This is a genomic window from Nitrosospira sp. Nsp14 (assembly GCF_900113575.1).
Classification (GTDB): Bacteria; Pseudomonadota; Gammaproteobacteria; order Burkholderiales; family Nitrosomonadaceae; genus Nitrosospira.
Genome location: NZ_FOPV01000007.1, coordinates 36,132 through 60,550 on the forward strand (window position 1 = coordinate 36,132; position 24,419 = coordinate 60,550).

Here is a 24,419-nt window from a genome sequence, read left to right on the forward strand (position 1 = left end):
TACCAGCATAGTCTCCGGCGTGCCTTGCGCGGATAATAGCGTAATTGACGATTCGGTGATTGCCCGCCGCCGTGCGTAAAAGTTCTATCTGACGTATTTCAAATGCGTCCTTTTGTACAAGCCGAGGGTCGCGCCAGCCTGCTACCAGGGCGAAGGATGAGCCGGCATCGCTTTTTGAGCGTGAGGTCATGCTTGCCACAGTGGTTACGACTCAAGGCAAGCCCGATTGAGCAAATTTACTATACTAATACAGTCTTCGTCCGAAGGTAAATCTGTCGCGCGGTAATTCGCGCCTCGTGGTGATCGAGGTTCTGAACTTCCTGCGACTCCAGGTGGGGGCGGTAGGAACTCAATGTTGCTACAAGCTGGAGCCGTATGAAACGAATGCAGGGAGAGAGCAAGCCGGGTAAATGCGGGACCCTCAGTCTTGAACGTGTCGCAGAGGGCAGGGGACTAGCGCGCCGGTCGGCGGAAGGCGGTGGACTGGGTATGGGAGGACTCGAGGGGGAGGCAGTGGGATGGATGGTCGGGGCCGAGGTAGTATGGGCAAGTTGATGCCATGCCCCATCCCATCCATCTGCGTGGCCAGCGGTTTATGGTTATTTCGCGTACCATGTCGACGGAGAACGAGGATACGATAGCTACGCCGGCCTGTGGAACGGTTTCATTAACAGCGACGGGGCGGACGCGGTGTTGGTCATGCCGTTTGAGGAAGTCCATTCCCATGGCATTCCAGGACTAATTCGGGGACTATACTGTTGTCCTCTATCACTGCCAAAACCTGGAGCATGACGACCTGGGCATGACTTTCATGTGAGTTGAATCGGATAATTCAATTAACTAGGGAAGAACCAATGATATCGCCCATTAAACGAATCGTCGTCGGCACGGACATGTCCGCCATGGCGGCCCGCGCGGAAATGCGAGCCGCAATGCTGGCGCGTGAACTGGATTGCGAATCTCTGGATTTGCTGCATGTCATCGATAGGCTGGCGCTTGAGTCGCTGCGCCATCTGGCCGAACCGCGCGTGGACACGGAGCAGCATTTGATGGAGTCCGCTCGCCACCAGCTGGCCGAGGTTGAACGCAGGCTGTCAGATACCTACGGGATCCGGGTAATGACGGTGACGCTGAACGTGGGACGGGCCCACAGCGAAATCGCCCACTATGCCAAACTGCTGAAAGCGGGACTGGTGGTGCTGGGTGCTCACGGTGGCGGGTTGATGCGCGACTTGTTCGTCGGCTCGACCACCGACAAGGTATTGCGCACGCTGCCCTGCCCGTTGTTGATTGTGAAGCGTGAGCCCGAGGCGCCTTATCAACGGATATTGGTGGCCGTGGATTTCTCGGAATCTTCCAGGCGCGGATTGGAGTTGGCGCGAAGCGTGGCACCACGGGCGACTGCCACTGTCCTGCACGCGGTTGAGGTGCCGCTCGAAAAGAAATTGAAATTCGATGTGGAAAAGATAGAAGCTTACCGTGCCGAGTTGAGTGACCGCAGAAGCGATGAGATGCAAAAACTTATCTCCAGGTCGGGTGACGACACCCTTTCATGGTCGCATATGGTCGAGTCAGGTTCGCCAGCCGATGTCATACTGAAAAAGGCACAGGCGCTGGAAACGGATCTGATCATCATAGGCAAGCACGGCAAGGCAGGATGGGAAGATATGCTGCTTGGCAGTGTCACAAAACAGGTTCTGCAGTATGCGCCTTGCGACGTGCTTGTGGTAGAAGCGGCTGAGGCTGGGGCCGTGTCAAGATAAGGTGTTACATGAGCATGGATCTGTAGCCGTTAAAAAGCATTCGAATCAATGAAAATCCCGAAGAGAATCGAACCGCTGGTCCAGGACGGCCTCGTCGATGAGGTCATCCGCCAGTTGATGAGCGGCAAGGAGGCCACAGTCTATGTGGTGCGCTGCGGAGAAAATATCCGTTGCGCGAAAGTATACAAAGAAGCCAACAAGCGCAGCTTCCACCAAAGCGTGGATTACACGGAAGGCCGCAAAGTAAAAAACAGCCGCCGTGCGCGAGCCATGGAGAAGGGGAGCCGCTATGGACGCAAAGCGCAGGAAGAGGCCTGGCAAAATGCCGAGGTGGATGCCTTGTACCGGCTCGCTGCAGCGGGTGTGCGTGTGCCCCAGCCATATAACTTCCATGAGGGCGTGCTGCTGATGGAACTGGTGGCCGACAGCGACGGCAATGCGGCACCACGGCTGAATGACCTGGTGCTTACGGCAGAGCTAGCCCGCGAATATCATCATATGTTGATCAGGCAAGTGGTGCGCATGCTCTGCGCGGGAATCGTCCATGGCGATCTCTCGGAATATAACGTCCTGGTCGACGCGACGGGTCCCGTTGTTATCGATCTCCCACAAGCGATTGACGCCGCCGCCAATAACCAGGCGCGCAAAATGCTGCTGCGTGATGTCGACAACCTCGCTACCTATTTCGGCCAATTTGCGCCCGAGTTACTGACCAACAATTACGGCATGGAAATCTGGTCGCTCTACCAGAGCAGTAAACTTCACCCGGAGACTGTGCTGACCGGATACTTCGAGCATAGCGAGCACGCCGTGGACGTGAAAAGTGTCATGCGTGAGATTAACGACACGCTCAAGGAAGAAGAGGCACGGCAGCTTTATCGTGCATTGCGTTCACGTCAATAATCCTCATGGTGCGATAGCCGCCGGGGCGTCGAATAGAAGATATCCGAAGCTTTCCGCCCAGCCATCAACGCGGAAGGTTTCCCGAGCACAGCGACCGCCCGGCTAGCGTTGTTCTTCGGCCCAGGCAGCCGATTTATACTGCCTTGCTGCTCATCCGGACGCCATCATTGCGGCACGGCAGCATGAGGTTCCCGAATGCCGTACGCCCCGAACCCTGAATTCCCTACCGCTACCTGTAAAAACTTACAGCTATTCAGAAATCCCTCCCCGTTATCTAATGCGCAAGCAGGATGAATGGTACATCCAGCGATCGGATACAAAGGACCCTGCTGGGCTGATGCCTCCCCGGTGATCGGTCTTGCGTCTGCCAGCCTTCACCGTGCCTCGGTTGCGCACGATACAAAGACAAAGACAAAGACAAAGACAAAGACGATTTTAGTCTGACGGACGCCTGCTGTTCCGGCCAGAAAGCAGGCAAGCGGCCGCCGATTCCGGTCGCATATTCCGGTCCATAAAACAAGAAAAAAGCGACGTCTGCGTTGGAATGATCATGCAGCTGCGCCGAAGGAGAGAGTATGACAATCCGGAAATTGAGTTATATCTTTTACCTCACGACCGGGGTACTTATCGCCCTGCTTACGCTCTTTGTGGTGCTCCGCTTCTTTGAGAGCCGCAAGCTGGATGATGCGCTGAATGTTCGGCACGCTTCTTTTCTTGCCGCGGATGAGCTGCGCCAATCCTCTGATGATTTGACGCGCATGGCCCGCGCCTTTGTGGTCACCGGTGATCCAAAGTTCGAGCAGTATTACTGGGATATCCTGGCGATACGCAATGGCGAGAGGGAACGTCCCTACAAGTATGAGCGGAGTTACTGGGATCTCGTGCTGGGTGATCCCGGCTTTGAACTCAAGCCAGGCCCGGGCCGATCGCTACGATCGCAATTGGAACAGCTCGGGGTCCCGGCGGCGGAGCTTGCAAAACTTGACGAAGCCGAAACCAGGTCAAACGAATTGGTCGAGCGGGAACGCCGGGGGTTAAACGCGATGAAAGGGTCGACGCAAGGGTCCGCGGATTCCCATTACATCAAGAGCGAACCCGACCCTGAATTCGCGCGCGGTCTCCTGCACGACGAGAATTATCATATCGCCAAGGCCGGCATCATGCGGTCGTTAAACGAATTCTACGATCTGATCGACCAGCGCACATCGGACTTGGTCACTACTGCAGAGCGGCGTGCGGGCTTTTATATGTCGTGCGTCTTTGTCACGCTGATTTGTATCATTGCCTGGGTTGCTTTTTCCTACCGGATCGTGCGGCGAAAGGTCGCGAATCTGGAGCAGCTTGAGGAAGAAACCCGGCATATCGGGGAGGAAGGCTACCATTCAGCGTTTGAAATCGACTCAAGTGATGAGATAGGCCATCTCTCCTACGTTTTTACAACGACCCAAACCGAACGCGACCGCTACTTTAACCAGTCGCTTAATTTTCTCAGTATCTCCGGCTTTGACGGGCACTTCAAACGCTTGAATCCGGCTTGGGCCAAGATTTCGGGTTTTTCCCAACAGGAATTGGTATCCCGGCCGTTCATGGACTTCGTTTTTCCTGGTTCGCGCACGGAAGCTTCGGCGGCGCTGGATAAGCTCATACAGGGTACGCCGGTCTCCTTCGAATGCCAGATGTGCTGCAAGGACGGCTCGACGCGTTGGGTGTTGTGGAATATCACTGCTAACAAGGATGTGGAGGAGTTCTATTTTTCCGGCCAGGACATTACCGCGAGAAAGAATATGGAGATGGAATTGCTTAACGCTCGAAAAGCAGCCGAGGCGGCAAATCGCGCAAAAAGCGAATTCCTGGCGAACATGAGTCATGAGATTCGCACGCCCATGAATGGGGTGCTCGGCACCGTGGGCCTGCTTCTAAATACGCCGCTGACGGCGGCGCAGCGCGAGTTGGCCAGCCTCGCGCGCGCGAGCGGCGAGACCTTGCTCACCATCATCAACGACATTCTTGATTTCTCCAAAATCGAGGCGGGAAAGCTCATCATTTCGCCCATCCATTTTGACCTGCTCCAGACTGTCGAAGAGGTGGGGAGCATGATCGCGATGCAGCCGACAAGAAGGAAAGATGTCAACGTCATCGTGCGTTACCCGCCGGATGTGCCGCGCTATGTATTTGGAGATAAGGGTCGGATCCGCCAGATCCTGACTAACCTCACCAACAATGCCATCAAGTTCACCGAAAAGGGGCACGTGCTCATCGATGTGGAAACCGAGGAACTAAACGATGATGAGGTTTCGCTCCGTATCAGTGTTGAGGATAGCGGGCTCGGAATCGCGACCGGCAAACTGGAAAGCCTTTTCGACAAATTCACCCAGGCGGATACCTCTACCACGCGTCGGTACGGCGGCACGGGCCTGGGTTTGGCTATCAGCAAGCAGTTGGTAAAATTGATGGGTGGAACCATTGCGGCCAAGAGCCGGGTTGGCGTTGGTTCAACGTTCTGGTTTACGCTGCGCCTGCCGTTACAGAAGCAGCCGCCGCTGCCGGCGACACCTCGCGTCGATCTCGCGCGTGTTCGCGTGCTGATCGTGGACGATAACTCGGCAAACCGGCTGGTGCTGCAGGAGCAGCTTCGCGGCTGGAGAATGCGCATCGGCAGTTGTGCATCAGGTGGGGAGGCGCTTCGGGCACTGCGCGACGCCTCTATGGCAGATAACCCGTACCAGATCGCGATACTCGATTATCAGATGCCAGAGATGGACGGTGAAATGCTGGGCCGAGCCATTAAAGCGGATCCGCTGTTGCGTGATATTCAGCTGGTGATGCTCAGCTCACTGGGACAGGAAGGAGACGTCAGGGAACGGCTTAAGAAAATCGGCTTCGCGGCTTATCTGGTGAAACCCGCGCGCCAGTCCGAGTTATTGTCCACGCTGGCGGATATCTGGGATGCTTACTGTCGCAAGCAGCCGGTAGATCTCATCAGTGGCACTTCATCCGTGGCTGCCCCTCTCGACGTACAAACTAAGAGCAGCGCCGAAGCGCTATTTACGGGCGCGCATGTGCTGCTTGTGGAGGATAACGTAGTCAACCAGATCGTCGGCGCTACGATGTTGCGGAATCTGGGGTGTGAGGTGGATGTGTCCGCCAATGGCCAGGAAGCAACCGAGCGGACCCGGAGCTACCATTACGATATTGTCTTTATGGATTGCGAAATGCCTGAAATGGATGGTTACGAGGCTACCGCCGCGATTCGCCGGCAGCCAGATGGCCAGCATGTCCCTATTATCGCGGTAACTGCTCAGGTGATGGCGGGGGATCAGGAACGCTGCCTGAGCGCGGGCATGGACGGGTATATCAGCAAGCCGGTCAAACAGGAAGATTTCTTGGCGGTGTTGAACCGTTGGGTGCCAGATAAAGCTGAGCAGAAGAGTGATGAGCCACAGCCGTCGGGGAAGCTTGATGACGTGATCGGCCCCCTCAGCGTAGAAGACCCTTCCTCTTTTCCCAGTCCCTCGGCTTTTGGGAACATTTCCTTCGCTCTGGATCCAGAGACTATTGCCCGCCTGCGCGCGCTGGCAGGAGCATCCGAGCCATCGTTAATCGACCAGTTATTCACGGCATTCGTGGGCGATAGCATCGAACGCATCCGGGCCTTGCGCGACGCGATAAGCGGCAGCGACCATGAACTGATGCGCAAGGCGGCGCATGCGCTCAAAGGCGCAAGCGCCAATGTGGGCGCATTACACATGGCAAGTATCGCGCAGCAACTGGAGTGCTCCACAAGCGACCAGCGGATGAATTGGGCCGTAGGGCTGGTCGATCAGCTTGAAGCGGAATTTGAGCGGGTAGTAGGAGAAATTGCCCAGCTCAGGGTTCACCCAGATATTTTATTCCCCGGAAACAACCGAACATGAAGATTCTGATTGCTGAAGACGATACCACCTCGCGGCTTTTGTTCAGCGCCACGCTAAGGAAGTTGGGCCATACAGTCACTGCCGTGGAGGATGGACGTAAGGCATGGGAAGCCTGGAGACAGAATGATTATTCCCTGCTCATCTCCGACTGGATGATGCCCCATGTAGACGGTTTGCAGTTGTGCCGAATGGTTCGCGCGGAACCTACCCTGCAATATACCTACATCATTCTTCTTACAGCGATGGACAGCAAGGGCAGCTACCTCGAAGGCATGGACGCGGGCGCGGATGATTTCATTACCAAGCCGCTCGACGAAGAACACCTGGCCGCCCGGCTCCGGGTCGCGGAACGAATACTTGGGCTGCATAAAAGGCTGCATATCGAAGCCACGCATGACCGCTTGACCGGCGTATGGAACCGGGCGGCAATCGTAGACAATCTGCAACGGTCACTGCAACGCGCGGCACAGGAAAATTTCCCCCTCGGCGTGATAATAGCCGATCTTGATCACTTCAAGCGTATTAACGACACCCTTGGCCATGCCGCCGGCGACACGGTATTGCAGGAGGCGGCGTGCCGCATGCAGGGCGCCTTGCGTCCCGATGACAATATGGGGCGCTACGGCGGGGAGGAATTCCTGATCACAACCTCAGGCTCTGGCGGGAGCCAGACGATGGCCCTCGCCGAAAGCATCCGTCGTGCCGTCAGCCTGACGCCCGTTATAAGCGAGGCCGGGGAAATTCCCATCACGGTAAGCCTCGGGGTAGCAATGAGCGATGGCAAGCGTAAAGATGCAGGGCGTCTTATCGCCGCCGCAGACGAGGCGCTTTATCGGGCAAAAAAGGCCGGTCGCAACCGGGTTGAATATTTCGGGGGGAGGTTATGATTCCCGGTGTGTGTTCCACCTCCATCGTCGACGCCAGCCTGCTCTGGAGTTTCTGTTGCCCGCGCCATGCAAACGATCGCAACCAGATCGACCAATCTCATAATTGATGTAGCTCCTTCAGCAATTGCCGTGTATGCAGCGGTTGGTCCCCGAGGTAATGGTTGAGGATGTAGCGCATCAGCGTTTTGCTTTGTTGCCGGGTCATGGCGTCGGAATAATCGCCTTGCTGCATATCCACCAGCGTTTTTCCGCAAATCACGAGACCGTGCGCGGGGCTACCCTGGCGTAGGGGACCGCGCTCGATTTCATAAGAATACTCGCGGCTGGGGTCGATTGATTTCCCGGAGGCAACGTCGTGATCAAGCGTCAGTGCGTAGCCGAGCTCCTGCAGCATGCGTTGCTCGAAGCCGCGCAACACGGGAATATAATCCTCCAGGGTACTGAGCTCTGCCAACGCCTTCTGGTAATACTCGAACAGGTGCTCGTGAGGGTCGTTGCGATGCAGCAGCCGCACCAGCAGCTCGTTGAGGTAAAATCCGCAAATCAGCCCCGTGCCCTGTAATGGCTTTTGTCCGCCCTGCCACTCGGCTTTATACAAGGTCCTCAATTCGGACTTACCTCCCCAGCTGAGCAGCAGTGGCTGGAACGCCCGCAGTACGCCCCTTAGGGCGGATTTCGGTCGCTTGGCGCCTTTCGCCACCAGCGGAACCCGTCCAAAGTTACGCGTGAACGTCTCAACCAGGAGGCTGGTCTCCAGATAGGGATAGGTATGTAGCACGAACGCAGGCTGGGCATCCTGGCGCAGCTTATCGTTGCTCACGCTCTACCCAGTCGCGAATTTTTTACTCATACCCCAGACTTCTGAGTGTTCGCGCATCGTCAGCCCAGCCGCTTTTCACCTTCACCCAGATCTGGAGATAAACTTTACCGCCGAAACTTTCCTCCATGTCCTTGCGTGCGGTCGTACCAATCAGCTTGAGTTTTTCGCCACCCTTGCCGATAACGATCGCTTTTTGATTGGGCTTGTCGACGAGGATCGATACATGAATTTTGCGCAGTTCGCCCTCGGTCTGGAATTGATCGATGACAACACTGGTGGAATAGGGTACTTCTTCGCCCAGCAACCGAAACAGTTTTTCACGGACCAGCTCCGCGGCTATGAAACGCTCGTCGCGGTCGGTGACTTCGTCTTCAGCGAAAAAGGGTGGGTTTAGGGGAAGATATGGCCGTATCGCGTTGATCAGCGCCGGCAGTTGTGTTCCCCGTTCTGCGCTTACCGGGACGATCTCTCTGAAGCTGTACGTTTTGGCCATTTTGTCGAGAAAGGGCAGCAGCTGTGATTTGTCGCTCAGCAGGTCAACCTTGTTGATGGCGAGAATCACTGGCCGGTCCACTGGCAGGAGCTTTATTACCAGCTTGTCGCGGTTATCGAAATGCATGGCCTCAATTACAAGCACCACCACGTCCACGTCACGCAGGCTCTGGGTAACGACCCGGTTCATCGCACTATTCAGGCGATTAAGGTGTTGTGACTGAAAACCGGGCGTGTCGACAAAAACGAACTGGGACTGCGCCTCAGTCAATATGCCAGTGATGCGATGGCGCGTGGTCTGGGGTTTTTTGGAAGTTATACTGATTTTCTGCCCTATCATCCGGTTGAGCAGAGTGGATTTGCCGACGTTGGGCCGTCCGACAATGGCGACATATCCACAGCGGTATTCGGCATGAAAAGTATGTTCCATGTGGTCGCTGGTCATTACCGCCGGTGATCCATAAAAACGGCGGACGCCGCCTGGGAAAAAACCAGAGCGGCAGGGACGTTGCCGCTTGGGAGCCGTGCGCGCGCGCTTGCGAACGAGTCCCTGTTGAAGCGGCGGGAATCCGTGAACATGTTCCTCACGGGCGCGATGGACTTGACAAGGTATTTCCTACTCATCCTGTGGGTATAGCTGATCATAAGCTTGTTTTGCTGCTTCCTGCTCCGCCCGCCGGCGGGAGGCCCCTTCACCTACCGTGCGCATGGCCGGCCTGACGATAACGCATTCGACCGTGAAATGCTGCTGGTGAGCCTCGCCCACGGTGGCAATAACAGAATATTGTGGTAACGCCAGCCTGTGGCTCTGGAGATATTCCTGTAAAAGGGTTTTAGGATCTTTTCCAAGCGTGCGCTCATCGAGGTTTTGCAGCAGGGGGACAAAAAGACTCACAACCACTTTCTCGGCGGAGGCGAAACCGCCGTCGAGATAGATGGCGCCGAGCACCGCCTCCAGTGCGTCGGCGAGCGTGGAAGGGCGCCGGTCCCCCCCGCTTTTGAGTTCTCCTTCGCCCAATCTGATCAGTGTTCCCAATTCAAGCATGCGCGCAAGGTTGGCGAGTGCCTGCTGATTCACAAGATTGGCGCGGACGCGCGAGAGGTTGCCTTCGGTGAGGTCGGAAAAATGGCGGAATATCAGTCCTGCGACCGCGCAGTTGAGCACGCTGTCGCCAAGAAACTCCAGCCGCTCATTGTGCGGGAAGCTATGGCTGCGGTGAGTCAACGCCTGGCGCAGCAGATCGGGACGATGGAATGTGTACCCGATTCTCCGGCAGAACTCCTCATTGTTCATGGTCTCAAGTTTACCTGCAATTCCTATCCGTACCATCTGCCGGCTTGCTCTCATTGGTCGCCTCTGGCCCGGCGGATCCCCTTATTCTGAGGGAGCGAGCGTACACGCTGCCGCCGTCGTTCCAGCAAACCCAGGGCAGTTGGGGCGCCGCGAGCGCCGGCACTATTTGATGGATAATCCGATGCGCTTGAGATCGTTGAAATTCCACCAGATCATGAAGGCCTTGCCGACGATGTTGCGTTCGGGTACAAAGCCCCAGTAGCGGCTATCGCTGCTGCTGTCCCGGTTATCGCCCATGGTGAAGTAGTGGTTCGCAGGCACCTTGCAGGCAAATCCCCGGTCATCGTAGCTGCAATTCTGATGGTGCGGAAACGGGTGTACCCCCCCAAGCTGGATATCTGGCGCATCCGGATTAATGAGGATATCGTGCTTATGCCCGTCCAGAGACTCGCGGAAGCGGCGGTTATAGACGTAATTCAAGCCGGATTCCACATACGTGTATTCGCCTTCAGGTTCCATTACTACAGGGATATTGTTAACCGTCAACTGTTTGTCGCGATAGGTAACGGTATCCCCCGGGATGCCGATAATACGCTTGATATAGTCCATGGATGGATTGACCGGATACCGGAACACCATCACTTCCCCGCGCTGGGGCTCGTTGATATCTACCACCTTGACGTTTGCCACCGGCAACCGGATGCCGTAGGTGTATTTGTTCACGAGGATGAAATCCCCGACCAGCAGCGTCGGGATCATCGATCCGGACGGTATTTTGAAGGGTTCCACCAGGAAGGAACGCAAGCAGAAGACAACCAGGATGACCGGGAAAAAGCTTTTCGGATATTCCACCCACCACGGGCCCTGAGCGTCCGGCGCACGGCGGCGCCGCAGCACGAGGCGGTCAAGCAACGCGATGCCGCCGGTAATCACCAGCAGTATCAGCATGATGAGAGGGAAGTTCATCGCTATTCCTTATTTTTCGAGTAGAAGGCGTCCCGCGTAAAACGATCCCGCATCGGGCATGTGCGCGCGCGGTTCATCCCGCTATTTGTCGCCGACCTGCAAGATCGCCAGAAAAGCTTCTTGCGGGATCTCGACATTACCAACCTGTTTCATTCGTTTTTTTCCAGCCTTCTGCTTTTCCAGCAGCTTGCGCTTGCGCGAAATATCGCCGCCATAGCACTTTGCAAGCACGTTTTTGCGCAACGCCTTGATGCTTTCCCGGGCAATGATATGAGAGCCGATGGCGGCCTGCACGGCGATATCGAACATCTGCCGCGGAATCAGTTCGCGCATCTTCTGCGCGAGTTCCCGCCCGCGGTACTGGCTATTGCTGCGATGCACAATCAGCGAAAGCGCATCCACCTTCTCGTTGTTTATGAGAATGTCCAGCTTGACGAGGTCGGAAGGGCGAAATTCCTTGAACTCGTAATCAAGCGAGGCATATCCCCGGCTGGTCGACTTCAGGCGGTCGAAAAAGTCCATAACGACTTCGTTTAGCGGAAGTTCATAGGTGAGCATGACCTGCCTGCCCATGTATTGCATGTTTTTCTGTGATCCCCGCTTGCTGATGCAGAGCGTGATAACGGATCCGACGTATTCCTGCGGGACCAGAATGGTGGCGGTAATGATCGGTTCGCGAATTTCCGCGATTTTCGACAGGTCAGGCAACTTGGAGGGATTCTCGATTTCCATCATGGAGCCGTCGCGCAGCACGATCTGGTACACCACCGTTGGCGCCGTGGTGATGAGATCCATGTCATATTCGCGTTCCAGCCGCTCCTGCACGATATCGAGATGGAGCAGCCCGAGAAAGCCGCAACGAAAACCAAAACCCAACGCTTGCGAGGTTTCCGGCTCATACTGCAACGAAGAATCGTTGAGTTTCAGTTTTTCCAGCGCATCGCGCAGGGCATCATACTGATTGGATTCCACCGGATAGAGGCCGGCAAATACTTGCGGTTTTATTTCCTTGAAGCCGAGCAGCGGTTCCGCAGCTGGACGTTCTACCAGCGTCACCGTGTCGCCGACTTTTGCTGATTTCAGTTCCTTGATGCCCGAAATAATGAATCCGACTTCGCCGGCGCTGAGGGATTCACGGTTTTTTGATTTGGGAGTGAATACGCCGACCTGCTCGCACAGGTGAATCGCTTTGCTGGCCATGAGCATGATCCTGTCTTTTGGCCTCAGCACGCCATCCAGCACCCGTACCAGCATGACGACACCGACATAGTTGTCGAACCACGAATCGATGATCAAGGCTTTCAGCGGGGCCGCAGGGTCGCCTTTGGGCGGCGGGATACGGGAAATCACCGCTTCAAGGATGTCCCGCACCCCCTCACCAGTCTTGGCGCTGGCGTGCAGGGCATCCTGCGCGTCTATGCCGATAATATCCTCAATCTCCTTGATGACCCGCTCCGGCTCGGCTGCCGGCAGATCAATCTTGTTCAATACCGGTACCACCTCCACACCCTGTTCGATGGCCGTATAGCAGTTGGCGACCGTCTGGGCCTCCACGCCCTGGGAGGCGTCCACCACCAGAAGCGCGCCTTCGCATGCGGCCAGCGAGCGTGACACCTCGTATGAGAAATCGACGTGGCCGGGGGTATCGATCAGGTTGAGAAAATAGCGATTTCCATCGAGCGACTGGTACTCCAGTGCGGCCGTTTGCGCCTTGATGGTAATGCCACGCTCCCGTTCCAGGTCCATGGAGTCCAGCACCTGCTCCTCCATCTCCCGATCGGACAGGCCGCCACACAAATGAATGATGCGATCGGCCAAGGTGGATTTGCCGTGATCGATGTGCGCGATGATGGAGAAATTTCGAATATGCTGCATCGGGACCGAGTGAATGATCGAGGAAGGCTATGAGGGGATGGCTGGGGACAATTAAAAAGGGCACGTGCCGTGCCCCTCCTGAATCTCTGGCGCAGCCCCGCAGGTCCGCACAGATTCGGCAACCTTCTTTATCGAGAAGTGCGCATTCTAGCTAATTTTGACTAAATAAGCATCTAGCGCATCCCGGTCAAGATGATAGTGGCAAATTTCCTCACCGCTCCCTGCCACCAGTACCGGGACTCGAACGCCATATCGCATCCGGAGATCGTCGTCGCTATCCACGTCGATCACGTCGAAGTGAAAAGGATGTCGCGCTTGCAATTCCCGCAGCGCGGCAATCATGTCTGCGCAAAGATGGCAGTGCTCCCGCGCGTAGACCCTCAATTCGAGGGGTCGGTCGCCCGGGAGGGAGCCGGGCATGCCCGGCTTACTTGCCATCACCGTTTACTTTCATGGTGATGAAAGTGGTAGTGTCGCCGCGCCTGATCAGGAGCGCGATGTTGCGTCCTTTTGGAACCTTATTGAGCAACTGATTAAAATCGTCAACCGTTTTCACATCCTGGTTGTTGATGCTAAGAATCACGTCCCCTGGGCGGACGCCTGCGCGGGCCGCGATTCCAGGCGCCATATCTTCGACCAGCAGACCGTTGTCCACTTCCAGTTGTTTCTTCTGCTCAGCAGTAAGCTCACTCAGGCTCAACCCGATACGGTTGGATGTATCGGGTGCTTTGCCGCGCTTGCCACCACGCGCCCCCGGTTTCTCGTCGGCCGGAAGCTCGTCCACCGTTATGGTAATGTCTTTGGTGGCCCCATTACGCCATACCTGCATCTGGACCTTCGCGCCCGGCTTGGTGGCGCCGACGATCCGCGGCAGATCACCTGAGCTGGTTACCGTTTTGCCGTCAAATTTGAGAATGACGTCGCGTGGCTCAACTCCGGCCTTCTCGGCGGGTCCGCCCTTCTGCACCGACGCGACCAACGCGCCGCTGGGCTTGGGCAAGCCAAAGGATTCAGCCAACTCCTTGGTTACCTCCTGGATCAGCACGCCGATCCTGCCACGGCTCACCTTGCCGCTCGCGATCAGCTGGTTGGAAATATCGGTCGCGACATCGATGGGTATGGCGAACGACAGGCCCATGAACCCGCCGGTGCGGCTGTAAATCTGGGAATTGATGCCGACCACTTCCCCCTTCATATTGAATAAAGGACCACCCGAATTGCCGGGATTGATGGCGACATCGGTCTGGATGAAGGGCACGAAGTTTTCCTGCGCGAGGGAGCGCCCTTTGGCGCTGACAATACCCGCCGTAACGCTATTCTCAAAACCAAAGGGCGCGCCGATGGCCACCACCCACTCACCAACCTTGAGCTTTTCAGGATCGCCTTGGGTAACTTTAGGCAAGCCGGTGGCGTCAATCTTCAGGAGCGCGATGTCTGTTCTCCGGTCGGCTCCGATCAGCTTGGCACGGAATTCACGCTTGTCCGTCAGTTTTACATTGATTTCGTCGGCGGCATCCACCAGATGGGTATTGGTCAGAATATAACCGTCCGAACTGATAATGAAGCCTGAACCCAGGGATTTCGATTCGAAATCTTTGGGCATTCCATGCGGAGGAGCGTAACGGCGGAAGAATTCGAAGAAGGGATCGTCCTCCGGAATATTCGGCATGCCGGGGAAAGCCCGGCTGCCCATGCTGGGAGCCTGGACCGTGCTGATATTCACCACGGCGTGGCCCTCCCGTTCGACCAGTTCGGTAAAATTGGGCAAATCTCCGGGCTGCGCCCAGACCGGAGCAGATAAGCCGAACAACGCCACAAGAAAAAATTTAAATATCATTCTCTGCCTTCCATGGGAAAATAAAACCGGCGAGCCATTGAATTAATACGAAAGGTATATATCCCTCGCGCCGGGCTTCACATACGGAAATATCGTCTATATGCGGCCGGTATGGCGTCTTTCAAGGTGATGTCGGATCTGGAACGAACCTCGGGACGAACCGCTCCCCGCCCATGATTGTAATACAAGCACGTCGATACCGAACGGTGTCTTGTCGCCGGGGTTGCAATATCCCCGGCTCTGGCTCGGGAAATGCCCTGGCATCCCTCTGATCGGTCAATCGGTCTTATGACTGGTGACGGAGTTTCCGATTTGCATGACGGTGGCTGGCGGCACTTCGCCCACAGTGGTGATGACGTTATCCGCCACGGTGCGGGTATAGATATTGATCGCTCCGCGGCTGTGATAAAGCCCCTCGGCCGGTGGCGTGAATTGTGTCGAAACCGGTTCGATGAATACCGATACTGCGGCAAGCCCATCCGAAAGGGCAATATGAGACACCGGTCTGGATTTTTCGGAGAGATTGCGCTTCATTTCAATAATCTTTTTGAATCCCGGTGGCGGATCCTTGACTTGCCAGCCCAGCTTTCCGCTTTTGATGGTGGACGATACCAAGTTGGTATTGTGCCAACCGGCGGCTTTTCCCGCATATCTGGATTTCAGCAATTCCTTGTCTATCTTGCCGCCGATTTTAAGATCCGTAAACACAAACTGTTCCACCACCCGGTCCTTGTCCATTACGGCGGCTTTCAGCAGCAAACCGGTTTCAGTATCCACCCACAGCTTTTGTCCGTAGCGCTTGTCGTCCCGGGGTTCCAGCTCGATGACCTGACAGAGGTAGTCGCTGATGCGTTCCAGCCCGCCTTTTTTAACAATGTAGTTATCGTCGAGATTGCTCAGCGGTTGGGGAAGCAACGCGGGAAAGACCTTTCGCAGCCAGCGCTTTTCGGTAACGACGGTCTTGGTCTCGGGCAAATAGCATCTCATCTCGTCATTGTTGCGGACGATCTCCCGTGGCGCGCCGTCCAGAACCTCGCTTTTTTCCTGCTCCCCGTCCCCATTTACTACGTGGACGATGCGGGAAGTCTCGATCTCGTTGCCGGAAGAATAGACAAAAGTGCCGATGTAGTTATGCTGACGCGGTGCGGCAGCGACCTTTTGCAGCCAGCCTAACGCTTCTGGGGACGAACTGGACGGGTTTTGCGCGAATACGAGCTGACCGCTGGTGCCTAGCAGCAACAGGGCAGCCAGTGCAACTCGTGTCATCTGCCGAAATGTTCGCGCGACTCGGCTACCGTACGCGTATAGGGCGCTACGCCATGCATGGCGGTACTGGGCGAAAACTCCCTGTGCGCCAGCAGATAATCGTTGATTTGAACGGGAGCGGATGCCGGAACCGGACTGACTGCCGGGATGACCGGCATGGAGTTTGCAGGAGCGGTTCTGGCATCAGCGAGATTTTGCTGCTGATGAGGCGCTTGCGTTGTTTGCAGACTCATCCAGCCCGCTGCGACCACTGCGGCTATCGAGGCAGCCGCAGCATAGGCAACCGGTTTCCGCTTTGGCTTGGGTTTGGGATGGAGCACGGTGACGGAGGGGATGAGCGAAGGTTCAGCGGCCAATCTTGCACTCACGCGCCGCGAAACGTCGATATGTCTTGCCTCGGAATGCTCCAGAACATCACTGATCAGATGATAGACCGCCCATTGTTCGCGCAGTCCGTCTGTTGCCTCAAAGTCGCCAATGACGCTTTCGGCGTCTTCCCCGCTTAATTCACCATCCATTAATGCCGATATTTTTTCCTGCATCCTACCACCTCTTGTCTTTGCCGGTCCCCAGCAAGGGCCGTAATTTTTCCGCTATCGCTTCCCGAGCGCGAAATATGCGCGATCGGACCGTGCCAATGGGGCAATTCATGATGACTGCAATTTCCTCATAACTTAGTCCTTCTATTTCTCTCAGCGTAATTGCCGTCCGCAACTCCTCAGGCAATTCTTCCAGCGTCTGGTTCACTGTTTGAGCGATCTGCTTGCTTGTCAGTTCACTCTCGGGCGTGTTCATCTCCCGTAACTGGCTTGCTTCCTCAAATCCTTCGGCATCTTCGTTGTCGAATCCGGCTGTGGTGGTCGGCGCGCGCCGACCTTGCGCCACGAGAAAATTCTTCGCCGTATTAATTCCGATCCTATACAGCCAGGTGTAAAAGGCGCTATCCCCGCGGAATGACGGCAGCGCACGGTACGCCTTGATAAACGCCTCCTGGGTGACGTCTTCCACTTCTGTCGAATCGCGGATAAATTGCGAAAGCAATCGTGCAAGCTTGCGCTGGTACTTGACCACCAAAAGATCAAACGCCTGTTTGTCGCCGTGCTGCGCGCGCTCCACCAGTTGTTGATCGATTTCCCGGTCACCCATGCCGCCTAATCCCTGAATTAATGATTCTTTACCTGCAACTGCCGCACAATCGTGCGGCTCAGGCAAGTATACCCGTTCAAGGGTCTATCGGGGAATGACGCGCTCCAGGCTTGTTATCCGTGATCTGTGTAGAGAGACAACGCATAGTATAAATTAGTTCAGTTGAAAACGTGGTTATTGCACAGATAGATCGAACGCATCATTCAACTGTTTTGCACCTGAATTCGACGCCGCCTGTGGAAAGCCAGAATGACTCCCACAGGGCACCTCAGTCGTCGCCTGGGGCGTTGCCAAGCGTGCATGAGCTTCAGTATCTCCCGGCCGATGCATTACGCCCAGATAGTAGCGTCGTGGTACCGCCGCAGAGCCGTCTGATTCCCAGGAAGACTTGAGGCAAGGTGATTTTTTGCGGGGGGCAAAATTGGCGCCCCGACTGCTTGCGCTTGCATCAACCATCGCGCATCAATTATTCGGTGCCGCCCGCCATATTGCGGCAGCTTTCGGCGCAATCGCGGCAGGCCAGTGCGCATTCCTCCATGTCCTCCAGCTTCTCGCAACTTTCCGCACAGGCGTCGCAAATCTCGGCGCAGACTCTGCAGATCTGCTGGCTGAAAGGGGAATCGCTCAGCATGAAATTTGCCGATGTCTGACATATTTCAGCGCAGCTCATCATCAGCCGAAAATGCCCTGGCTCGACATGCTTGCCGCCCGTTTCCAGGCAATGACCCATGGCAGTCTGCAAACAGGTTTGATGGCAGCTGATGCACTCGTCAATGCATGAATCCGTGTTCTGGCTATTAGTCATGGTGAGCGGCATGGTGATCTCCTTGGCGGCAGTTAGATGGAGCTGGCAAAATTCGCGCGCGGTTCCGGCGTTGGTGGGGCAAGAATGGGAAACCGACGCATAATGTGCGCCCATGCCTGGGCCAATTCTGTTCGGTAACCGACGGAATAGACCAACGTTGGTCTAGGGGAGGGCTGGGAATTATGGCCGTCCCTCGCATTGGAACGGCTCATCCGTTGACTGCCGCGAATCAGTCAGCCCCATGAGGACGCTTGTCTCGACACTGTCGGGATTGGGGTCCCCTCAAAGGAGCGGCGCCAAGTCTGGTATCATTCTGGTCCTGTATCAATACAATGAATTCACGTGCCGCAACTACATTTTGATACCCTGATCATCGGCAGCGGTCTCGCCGGCCTGACGCTTGCGCTCAATCTGGCATCCAGCAGAAAGGTCGGACTCATTACCAAAAAAGCGTTGCTCGACGGTGCCAGCGGTTGGGCCCAGGGGGGCATTGCCGCAACGCTGTCGGAAGAGGATTCGCCCGAAGCCCATATCCGGGATACGCTGGTTGCGGGGGCCGGCCTTTGTAACGAGGCGGTGACCAGCTACGTGGTGGAAAACGGACCCCAGGCCATCCAGTGGCTGATCAGGCAGGGCGTGCCATTTACCCGAGATCATGACAACGGTACGGGATATCATTTGACGCGGGAGGGCGGGCATAGTGTGCGGCGCGTCATCCATGCGGCGGATGCGACCGGGCAGGCGGTGCAACGCACCCTCATCGACCAGGCGCGCACCCATCCCAATATCACCGTGCTCGAGCATCATGTCGCAGTCGACCTCATTACCAGCGCCAAGTTGGGACCCCTCCGGGGGGTCGCCGAGGAGAAGAGCAACCGCTGCCATGGCGCCTATGTGCTGGATAGCGCCACCGGCCAGGTGCGGACTATCGGGGCGGATAATACCGTGCTGGCGACGGGCGGCGCGGGGAAGGTATATCTCTACACAACTAATCCAGATACCGCCACCGGCGACGGCATCGCCATGGGATGGCGGGCGGGTTGCCGCATCGCGAACATGGAATTCGTCCAGTTCCATCCCACCTGTCTTTACCATCCGCATGCCAAGTCTTTTCTCATCAGCGAGGCGGTACGCGGAGAGGGCGGCGTGCTGAAACTCCCCGATGGGTCCCGTTTCATGCCTTGGCACGACTCGCGCGCGGAGCTTGCGCCGCGTGATATCGTCGCCCGTGCGATCGACTTCGAAATGAAAAAACGCGGGCTCGATTGCGTTTACCTGGATATCTCGCACAAGCCCGCGGAGTTCCTGAAGGAGCATTTCCCCAACATCTACAAGCGCTGCCTGGAATTCGGCATCGATATTACCAAACAGCCCATTCCTGTCGTGCCGGCAGCCCACTATACCTGTGGCGGCATCGTGACTGACTTGTACGGTAAGACCGACCTGGACAATTTATATGCGGTCGGGGAGACCGCGCACACCGGTCTTCACGGCGCCAACCGGCTGGCGAGCAACTCATTGCTGGAATGCCTGGTATTTGGCCAGGGGGCCGCGAGGGATATTACGGGGCGGGCGCCCGAGCCTCCCGTCGAGCTGCCCCGCTGGGACGAGAGCCGCGTAACCAATGCCGACGAAGAGATCGTCATCTCGCATAACTGGGATGAACTGCGACGTTTCATGTGGAGCTATGTCGGCATTGTCCGTACCACCAAGCGCCTGGAGCGGGCGCGGCGCCGAATCGAGTTGCTGCGCGAGGAAATCAACGAGTATTACGCAAACTTCCACGTCACCAGCGATCTGCTCGAGCTGCGAAACCTGGTGGATACCGCCGACCTGATCGTGCTGTGCGCCATGATGCGCCACGAAAGCCGCGGCCTGCACTACAGCCGGGACTATCCGGAATTGTTGCCGCAGGCGAGGGATACGGTATTGAAACGGCAGGGCTGAGGCAACGGGCTGCACCGCCCCAGACACTGAACAAAAGTAAAGAATTGGCAAGGAGATGTTGTGTAGATTCAGCAGTAATTACAAGGCGAGCTGGTTCTGCCATATCACTCGATGCGATCTTTTTTTGCAAGGTTGTGCCTCGCGCACAGCAATTGCACGTTCGTGGCTGTTAATGAAGTTCCCCCTTTAGCAAACGGAAGGATATGGTCGAAATGTAGTTCGTCCGTAGCGCTGCAAAGTGAGCACTTGCCCCCATCACGTTTCCACACCTCAAGCTTGACGTGAGTGGGAATAATACGGCGTCGTTGCGCATCGAGCTGTACCGGTTGCTCAAAGTCATCTTCACCTTCCACTGCAATGAGTTTGAATTTGCAGACGGTACGGAAGTCGTCGGGTTCAATCCATGAATCAAGGAGATGAAAAACCCCGTTGTACGACCAAATACCTGGACGAATTTTTTCGTAGACTCTCACTCGCTCGGGATGACGCTGACCGAATTTTGTGGCTTGGGCAGCGGCGTGGAATTTGCCGTTTTGCGTGAGTCCACCACTTGGATACTTGAGAGGTTGGTCAACGATTTTGGGATTGGGAAATAAGGTGCTCTTCGGTATGTCGTGACCTTCATACACTAGCGTTATTCCAGAGTCTTCTAGATAATCGCGATAAGGTGCATTAGGTCTGAGGGACATAAGAATGACCGAGTGGCTGCCGCCTAAACCGTAATTCATGCCTTGTTGCAAGCTTATGCCTTCACGTCTGCACATTTCGTTATATGAAATTATGTTGTCACGCACGGCATCCATATGGTCTTGTTCCTTAGCCTCTTTCTTAAACTTTATGGCTGAATTCACAACGGTTTGGCCTAAGAGCTATTATGGCAGGTTTAAGTATTTACTCAGCAATTTTGGGGCGCTCCATTAATCTCTCCCGCACACCTCTGTGGTTTCAATCGTAAATTCGCACGGTTCCGGTTTCTCACCCATCCACCGATGGCGATCCATCGGCCCGGAGCATCCCGCATCCTCGAGCAGGGCGCGAGTACCTGATGTATCGCATACCAGCACTACCGAGTGGCGCGCGTGCCGCAGCACCCGGACCGTGTAGTCTTTGAAATTATCCACGAGTGCGGGATCCTGCCGCGTGGCGAGCGTCAGCAGTTCGCGTTCGTCAAGTCCCGTTGGCGGATTCTTGTAGCGGACGGTGGATTCCACCGCAGCTGATAACTTCGTCAGCGCGGAGGCCTTGATGTACATTTCTTCCCTGTCGGGACGCTGCTTAATCGGTGCGCAACCCACCGCGAAGGAAAGCAAGAACACAACCGCAGCAGTAGCTGTAACAGGCGTCCGTATCGTGGTCACGCCAGTTTTTTCTCCTGCCAGTACACGTAACTGCCGGTTTGGTCGCGCCCGGTGTCGAGGTTCCAGTTAACCGCCGCGGTCTGGTAAGTGTTGCTGTTCCTGAACACGGCATCGGCAACGTGTGCCCACGCATCCAGCACGTTTTCCATCGCCCGGTCGAATATCTGGTCATAATGCATCGCGCCGAGCGGCGTTTCGAGTGCCTCCAGATATTGCGGATCGAGATCGCTGATGGCCGGATAGGTCAAGCCGATATTGGCCGCGACATGGCGGGCAAAGGGGGGAAGGGCGTTGCCTTCTTCGGCTTTATCGACGATAAACTTGAAAGAGCCATGCCAGTCGTCGATGACCGGCGGCTGGGTTTGATAGGCGTCGGAGTAGCACACCTCAAGCATGCGCTGCCACGTACCGGCAACAGCCGTGTCGAGCTTTCCGCTGCCAGGGGGCGCACAGCAGCCCCAGATCCCCGAATCGAGGTGTTCGGCCAGGCCTATTTCACCGATGTTCAGCCGCTGGAAGATATAGGCGTCCTGGTGCATTTCGCAGATTCGGTGCCTTCCCTTGTTCTTCTGGTATTCACCCACCTTCAGCTCGACGACAGGATGGATGGTGACGTCGGTCACGACATGGCTGGTGTAGCCCAGCACCCACGCAAACGTCTTTTGCTGCGACGGACCGTCGAGCTTTCTGATCAGGTCGATGCCCGTTTTGACCATGTCGCCGGTTTTCTGGTAGTGCATGCGGTCAGCCCACTGACACGCATCGGGATGGGAAATATCGAGATAAGGATAGTCCGGGCTGATCGCACCGAGTTCGCAAAAACGGAAGTAGTCGAGTACCGGAACAATGGCTTCAGGCGGGAAGCCATGGCTTTCAAGGCGGGCCGGCTCCCGGACCAGGTTGACCAGCGTCAGGTGTGCATATGCACCAGGCATTAATGGGCTACGACGATAGGTTGTTGGGTCATGAGTATTTTCATCCTGGGGAATGCGCTTGCGACAGCGCGGTGAGATGGCATTGAAGCGGTCATTGCCTGTATTTTCTCCTAATTTAACAGAGCTGCAACATCCACGGAGGTCTTTCATTACATGGAAACACCGTCTTCCCGCTCCTCGGGCCATCGGGCGGGGCCGCCGGACCCACCTACCGGCGCCAATCTCAACAATGCCCCACAAACAGCCAGCAAGGCTCTATTCGATTGCTCAGGCGATGGATATGCGCCTCATTCGCGTAAAGTCTTGCCATAACGCCGCCAATACGTTACTAAGACTGGATGTTTAATTACTTCGAGAAAAAGCTTTACCCCTATCCCGATATCGAGGAAACGGTACCCCCGAAAGGATTTTTGGTATTCGTATGGGAAGCCACCAGCGGCGTGCGGCGCTATCTGGTCGCGATGACCTTGCTCACTGCGGCGATAGGCGCTTTCGAGGCATTATTCTTCGCCATTCTGGGAAAAATCGTGGATTGGCTAAGCCGCATACCGCCCGCGCTATTATGGGAGCAGGAGCAGTCGACGCTGCTTCTGTTCGCCGGGTTATTGGCGGTGAGCCCGGTTTTGGTGGGCTTGCAGAACCTTTTCAAGCACCAGGTGCTAGGCGGCAACTTTCCGATGCGGCTGCGATGGAACTTCCATCGCCTGATGCTTAACCAGAGCATGAATTTTTATCAGGATGAATTCGCCGGCCGTGTGGCTGCCAAAGTCATGCAAACTGCGCTGGCACTGCGGGATGTTTGCTTCATCCTCGGCGACATCCTGGTGTATGTGACGATCTATTTTTTCACCCTGGTTTTGGTGGTCGGTAATTTTAGCGGCTGGCTGTCCCTGCCTTTTATCGCGTGGTTTGTCCTTTATGCCGCCGCATTGCGGTTTTTCGTGCCGCGGCTGAGCCGCGTCTCCCAATCCCAGGCCGATGCGCGCGCCCTCATGACGGGGCGCATCAGCGACGCCTACACCAATATCGCCACCGTAAAGCTGTTTTCGCATGCTGGCAGGGAAGCAGGTTATGCAAGATCGGCGATGCAGGATTTTCTAAAGACCGTATACAAGCAGATGCAATTGGTGACCAGCTTTGAAATCGTCAATCAAACCATGGGAGCGCTTCTGATCATCAGCACGACATGGGTCGCGCTGATGTTGTGGACCGAAAACGCGATAGGCGTGGGGGCGGTTGCGGCGGCAGGCGCGATGGCGCTGCGACTCAACGGAATGTCCCACTGGGTAATGTGGGAGATGGCATCGTTATTTGAACAGGTAGGCACGGTGCGGGATGGGATCGAAACGCTATCGCGTCCGCACGTGGTGACGGATGTTGCCGACGCAAAACCTCTTCAGATCCGCAAGGCGGATATCCGCTTCGAGGACGTACTGTTCTGTTATGGTGGGACGAAGCCGGTCATCGATCATCTTTTGCTCCATGTCAGGCCGGGCGAGAAAATCGGGCTAGTTGGGCGGTCGGGGGCGGGCAAGTCCACGCTAGTCAATCTGCTGCTGAGGTTTTATGACATCGAGCAGGGGCGCATACTGATCGATGGGCAGGATATCAAGCACGTCACCCAGAATAGCTTGCGTGCCAATATCGGGATGGTCACGCAGGATACCTCCCTTCTGCATCGCTCGGTGCGGGAGAATATTCTATACGGTAGGCCGGACGCGACGGACGCGGATATGATAGCCGCTGCAAAAAGAGCCGAAGCCGACGACTTCATTATGAGCCTGACTGATCCCGCGGGACGCGCCGGCTATGATGCGCATGTCGGGGAGCGCGGGGTGAAGCTTTCCGGTGGCCAGCGGCAACGGATTGCAATCGCGCGCGTCATGCTCAAAGATGCGCCTATTCTCCTGTTGGACGAAGCCACCAGCGCCCTGGACTCGGAAGTGGAGTCGGTTATCCAGTCGAGTTTATACCGATTGATGGAAGGCAAGACCGTCATTGCTATTGCACACCGCCTGTCGACAATTGCGGCGATGGATCGTCTGGTCGTGATGGATAAGGGGAGGGTGGCGGAGGAAGGGAGCCATCAGGCGCTCATCGAGCGCGGCGGTCTCTATGCTCGCCTGTGGAGCCACCAGAGCGGCGGTTTTCTGGGCGAAGAAGCGTAGCAGGTTGCGTCCAAATGAAAGGGGGTTGATCGGGCATTGCGTC

At 56.1% G+C, this 24,419-nt stretch carries 21 protein-coding genes; 7 read left to right on the plus strand and 14 right to left on the minus strand.

The window, feature by feature from the left end; translation table 11 throughout:
* Window positions 1-375 precede the first annotated feature (375 nt).
* The 5 genes from BM022_RS06085 to BM022_RS06105 all read left to right on the plus strand — a co-directional run bounded on the left by BM022_RS06085 (window position 376) and on the right by BM022_RS06105 (window position 7,467).
* Window positions 376-555 (plus strand): hypothetical protein, encoded by a 180-nt coding sequence (locus tag BM022_RS06085; protein ID WP_091137737.1) that lies wholly within the window; start codon window positions 376-378, stop codon window positions 553-555.
* 299 nt (window positions 556-854) lie between these two features.
* Window positions 855-1,763 (plus strand): universal stress protein, encoded by a 909-nt coding sequence (locus tag BM022_RS06090; RefSeq protein ID WP_256208983.1) that lies wholly within the window; start codon window positions 855-857, stop codon window positions 1,761-1,763.
* Between the two features lie 48 nt (window positions 1,764-1,811).
* Window positions 1,812-2,666, plus strand: a complete 855-nt coding sequence (locus tag BM022_RS06095) for a PA4780 family RIO1-like protein kinase (RefSeq protein ID WP_091137739.1) — start codon at window positions 1,812-1,814, stop codon at window positions 2,664-2,666.
* A 575-nt stretch (window positions 2,667-3,241) separates the two neighbouring features.
* A complete protein-coding gene (locus tag BM022_RS06100) occupies window positions 3,242-6,580 on the plus strand; it encodes a PAS domain-containing hybrid sensor histidine kinase/response regulator (RefSeq protein ID WP_091137741.1) in 3,339 nt (1,112 codons plus the stop codon).
* Window positions 6,577-7,467: a GGDEF domain-containing response regulator gene (locus tag BM022_RS06105; RefSeq protein ID WP_091137742.1), complete on the plus strand. Its 891-nt coding sequence runs from the start codon at window positions 6,577-6,579 to the stop codon at window positions 7,465-7,467. The genes BM022_RS06100 and BM022_RS06105 overlap by 4 nt, the downstream gene beginning before the upstream one ends.
* 97 nt (window positions 7,468-7,564) lie before the next feature.
* Here BM022_RS06105 and recO read toward each other — a convergent pair whose 3' ends face one another.
* The 11 genes from recO to BM022_RS06160 all read right to left on the minus strand — a co-directional run bounded on the left by recO (window position 7,565) and on the right by BM022_RS06160 (window position 17,980).
* On the minus strand, window positions 7,565-8,287 hold the full coding sequence (gene recO / locus BM022_RS06110) for a DNA repair protein RecO (RefSeq protein WP_091137743.1): 723 nt from the start codon (window positions 8,285-8,287) through the stop codon (window positions 7,565-7,567).
* A gap of 22 nt (window positions 8,288-8,309) precedes the next feature.
* Window positions 8,310-9,224, minus strand: a complete 915-nt coding sequence (gene era, locus BM022_RS06115) for a GTPase Era (protein WP_256208985.1) — start codon at window positions 9,222-9,224, stop codon at window positions 8,310-8,312.
* Between the two features lie 171 nt (window positions 9,225-9,395).
* Window positions 9,396-10,073 (minus strand): ribonuclease III, encoded by a 678-nt coding sequence (gene rnc, locus BM022_RS06120; RefSeq protein ID WP_091137867.1) that lies wholly within the window; start codon window positions 10,071-10,073, stop codon window positions 9,396-9,398.
* A 162-nt stretch (window positions 10,074-10,235) separates the two neighbouring features.
* On the minus strand, window positions 10,236-11,039 hold the full coding sequence (gene lepB, locus BM022_RS06125) for a signal peptidase I (protein ID WP_091137745.1): 804 nt from the start codon (window positions 11,037-11,039) through the stop codon (window positions 10,236-10,238).
* Between the two features lie 81 nt (window positions 11,040-11,120).
* Entirely contained in the window at window positions 11,121-12,914 is a 1,794-nt protein-coding gene (gene lepA / locus BM022_RS06130) for a translation elongation factor 4 (protein WP_091137746.1), read from the minus strand.
* 147 nt (window positions 12,915-13,061) lie between these two features.
* Window positions 13,062-13,352, minus strand: a complete 291-nt coding sequence (locus tag BM022_RS06135) for a glutaredoxin family protein (protein WP_256208986.1) — start codon at window positions 13,350-13,352, stop codon at window positions 13,062-13,064.
* Window positions 13,342-14,751, minus strand: coding sequence for a DegQ family serine endoprotease (locus BM022_RS06140; RefSeq protein ID WP_091137748.1), 1,410 nt, complete (start codon window positions 14,749-14,751; stop codon window positions 13,342-13,344). Before BM022_RS06140 ends, BM022_RS06135 begins: the two co-directional genes overlap by 11 nt.
* Window positions 14,752-15,027: 276 nt before the next feature.
* Entirely contained in the window at window positions 15,028-16,017 is a 990-nt protein-coding gene (locus BM022_RS06145; protein WP_091137750.1) for a MucB/RseB C-terminal domain-containing protein, read from the minus strand.
* A complete protein-coding gene (locus BM022_RS06150) occupies window positions 16,014-16,559 on the minus strand; it encodes a sigma-E factor negative regulatory protein (protein WP_091137752.1) in 546 nt (181 codons plus the stop codon). Before BM022_RS06150 ends, BM022_RS06145 begins: the two co-directional genes overlap by 4 nt.
* A gap of 1 nt (window position 16,560) precedes the next feature.
* The gene (gene rpoE, locus BM022_RS06155; protein WP_091137753.1) at window positions 16,561-17,163 is read right to left on the minus strand and encodes an RNA polymerase sigma factor RpoE; all 603 of its coding nucleotides are present in this window, start codon (window positions 17,161-17,163) and stop codon (window positions 16,561-16,563) included.
* A 466-nt stretch (window positions 17,164-17,629) separates the two neighbouring features.
* Entirely contained in the window at window positions 17,630-17,980 is a 351-nt protein-coding gene (locus BM022_RS06160) for a four-helix bundle copper-binding protein (protein ID WP_256208987.1), read from the minus strand.
* A gap of 330 nt (window positions 17,981-18,310) precedes the next feature.
* Here BM022_RS06160 and nadB point away from each other — a divergent pair, with 330 nt between their 5' ends.
* Window positions 18,311-19,915 carry an L-aspartate oxidase gene (gene nadB, locus BM022_RS06165; RefSeq protein ID WP_091137755.1) on the plus strand — a complete coding sequence of 535 codons (1,605 nt, stop codon included), beginning with the start codon at window positions 18,311-18,313 and terminating at the stop codon, window positions 19,913-19,915.
* A 104-nt stretch (window positions 19,916-20,019) separates the two neighbouring features.
* On the opposite strand, the gene BM022_RS06170 is transcribed toward nadB, so the two are convergent.
* From BM022_RS06170 to BM022_RS06180, 3 genes are all read right to left on the minus strand, one after another.
* A complete protein-coding gene (locus tag BM022_RS06170) occupies window positions 20,020-20,718 on the minus strand; it encodes an HNH endonuclease (RefSeq protein ID WP_218146843.1) in 699 nt (232 codons plus the stop codon).
* A 114-nt stretch (window positions 20,719-20,832) separates the two neighbouring features.
* Window positions 20,833-21,273, minus strand: a complete 441-nt coding sequence (locus tag BM022_RS06175; protein WP_256208989.1) for a hypothetical protein — start codon at window positions 21,271-21,273, stop codon at window positions 20,833-20,835.
* Window positions 21,270-22,358, minus strand: coding sequence for a zinc dependent phospholipase C family protein (locus BM022_RS06180; protein WP_256208990.1), 1,089 nt, complete (start codon window positions 22,356-22,358; stop codon window positions 21,270-21,272). The genes BM022_RS06175 and BM022_RS06180 overlap by 4 nt, the downstream gene beginning before the upstream one ends.
* A gap of 188 nt (window positions 22,359-22,546) precedes the next feature.
* Here BM022_RS06180 and BM022_RS06185 point away from each other — a divergent pair, with 188 nt between their 5' ends.
* Window positions 22,547-24,376 carry an ABC transporter ATP-binding protein gene (locus BM022_RS06185; protein WP_091137757.1) on the plus strand — a complete coding sequence of 610 codons (1,830 nt, stop codon included), beginning with the start codon at window positions 22,547-22,549 and terminating at the stop codon, window positions 24,374-24,376.
* The last annotated feature ends 43 nt before the right edge of the window (window positions 24,377-24,419 follow it).

Bases quoted from the DNA above. Each gene is read 5' to 3' on its own strand.
- BM022_RS06085 (WP_091137737.1), top strand. From the start codon at position 376: ATGAAACGAATGCAGGGAGAGAGCAAGCCGGGTAAATGCGGGACCCTC.
- BM022_RS06090 (WP_256208983.1), top strand. From the start codon at position 855: ATGATATCGCCCATTAAACGAATCGTCGTCGGCACGGACATGTCCGCC.
- BM022_RS06095 (WP_091137739.1), top strand. From the start codon at position 1,812: ATGAAAATCCCGAAGAGAATCGAACCGCTGGTCCAGGACGGCCTCGTC.
- BM022_RS06100 (WP_091137741.1), top strand. From the start codon at position 3,242: ATGACAATCCGGAAATTGAGTTATATCTTTTACCTCACGACCGGGGTA.
- BM022_RS06105 (WP_091137742.1), top strand. From the start codon at position 6,577: ATGAAGATTCTGATTGCTGAAGACGATACCACCTCGCGGCTTTTGTTC.
- era (WP_256208985.1), bottom strand. From the start codon at position 9,224: ATGACCAGCGACCACATGGAACATACTTTTCATGCCGAATACCGCTGT.
- rnc (WP_091137867.1), bottom strand. From the start codon at position 10,073: ATGAACAATGAGGAGTTCTGCCGGAGAATCGGGTACACATTCCATCGT.
- lepB (WP_091137745.1), bottom strand. From the start codon at position 11,039: ATGAACTTCCCTCTCATCATGCTGATACTGCTGGTGATTACCGGCGGC.
- lepA (WP_091137746.1), bottom strand. From the start codon at position 12,914: ATGCAGCATATTCGAAATTTCTCCATCATCGCGCACATCGATCACGGC.
- BM022_RS06135 (WP_256208986.1), bottom strand. From the start codon at position 13,352: ATGGCAAGTAAGCCGGGCATGCCCGGCTCCCTCCCGGGCGACCGACCC.
- BM022_RS06140 (WP_091137748.1), bottom strand. From the start codon at position 14,751: ATGATATTTAAATTTTTTCTTGTGGCGTTGTTCGGCTTATCTGCTCCG.
- BM022_RS06145 (WP_091137750.1), bottom strand. From the start codon at position 16,017: ATGACACGAGTTGCACTGGCTGCCCTGTTGCTGCTAGGCACCAGCGGT.
- BM022_RS06150 (WP_091137752.1), bottom strand. From the start codon at position 16,559: ATGCAGGAAAAAATATCGGCATTAATGGATGGTGAATTAAGCGGGGAA.
- rpoE (WP_091137753.1), bottom strand. From the start codon at position 17,163: ATGGGTGACCGGGAAATCGATCAACAACTGGTGGAGCGCGCGCAGCAC.
- BM022_RS06160 (WP_256208987.1), bottom strand. From the start codon at position 17,980: ATGCCGCTCACCATGACTAATAGCCAGAACACGGATTCATGCATTGAC.
- BM022_RS06170 (WP_218146843.1), bottom strand. From the start codon at position 20,718: ATGGATGCCGTGCGTGACAACATAATTTCATATAACGAAATGTGCAGA.
- BM022_RS06180 (WP_256208990.1), bottom strand. From the start codon at position 22,358: ATGAAAGACCTCCGTGGATGTTGCAGCTCTGTTAAATTAGGAGAAAAT.
- BM022_RS06185 (WP_091137757.1), top strand. From the start codon at position 22,547: ATGTTTAATTACTTCGAGAAAAAGCTTTACCCCTATCCCGATATCGAG.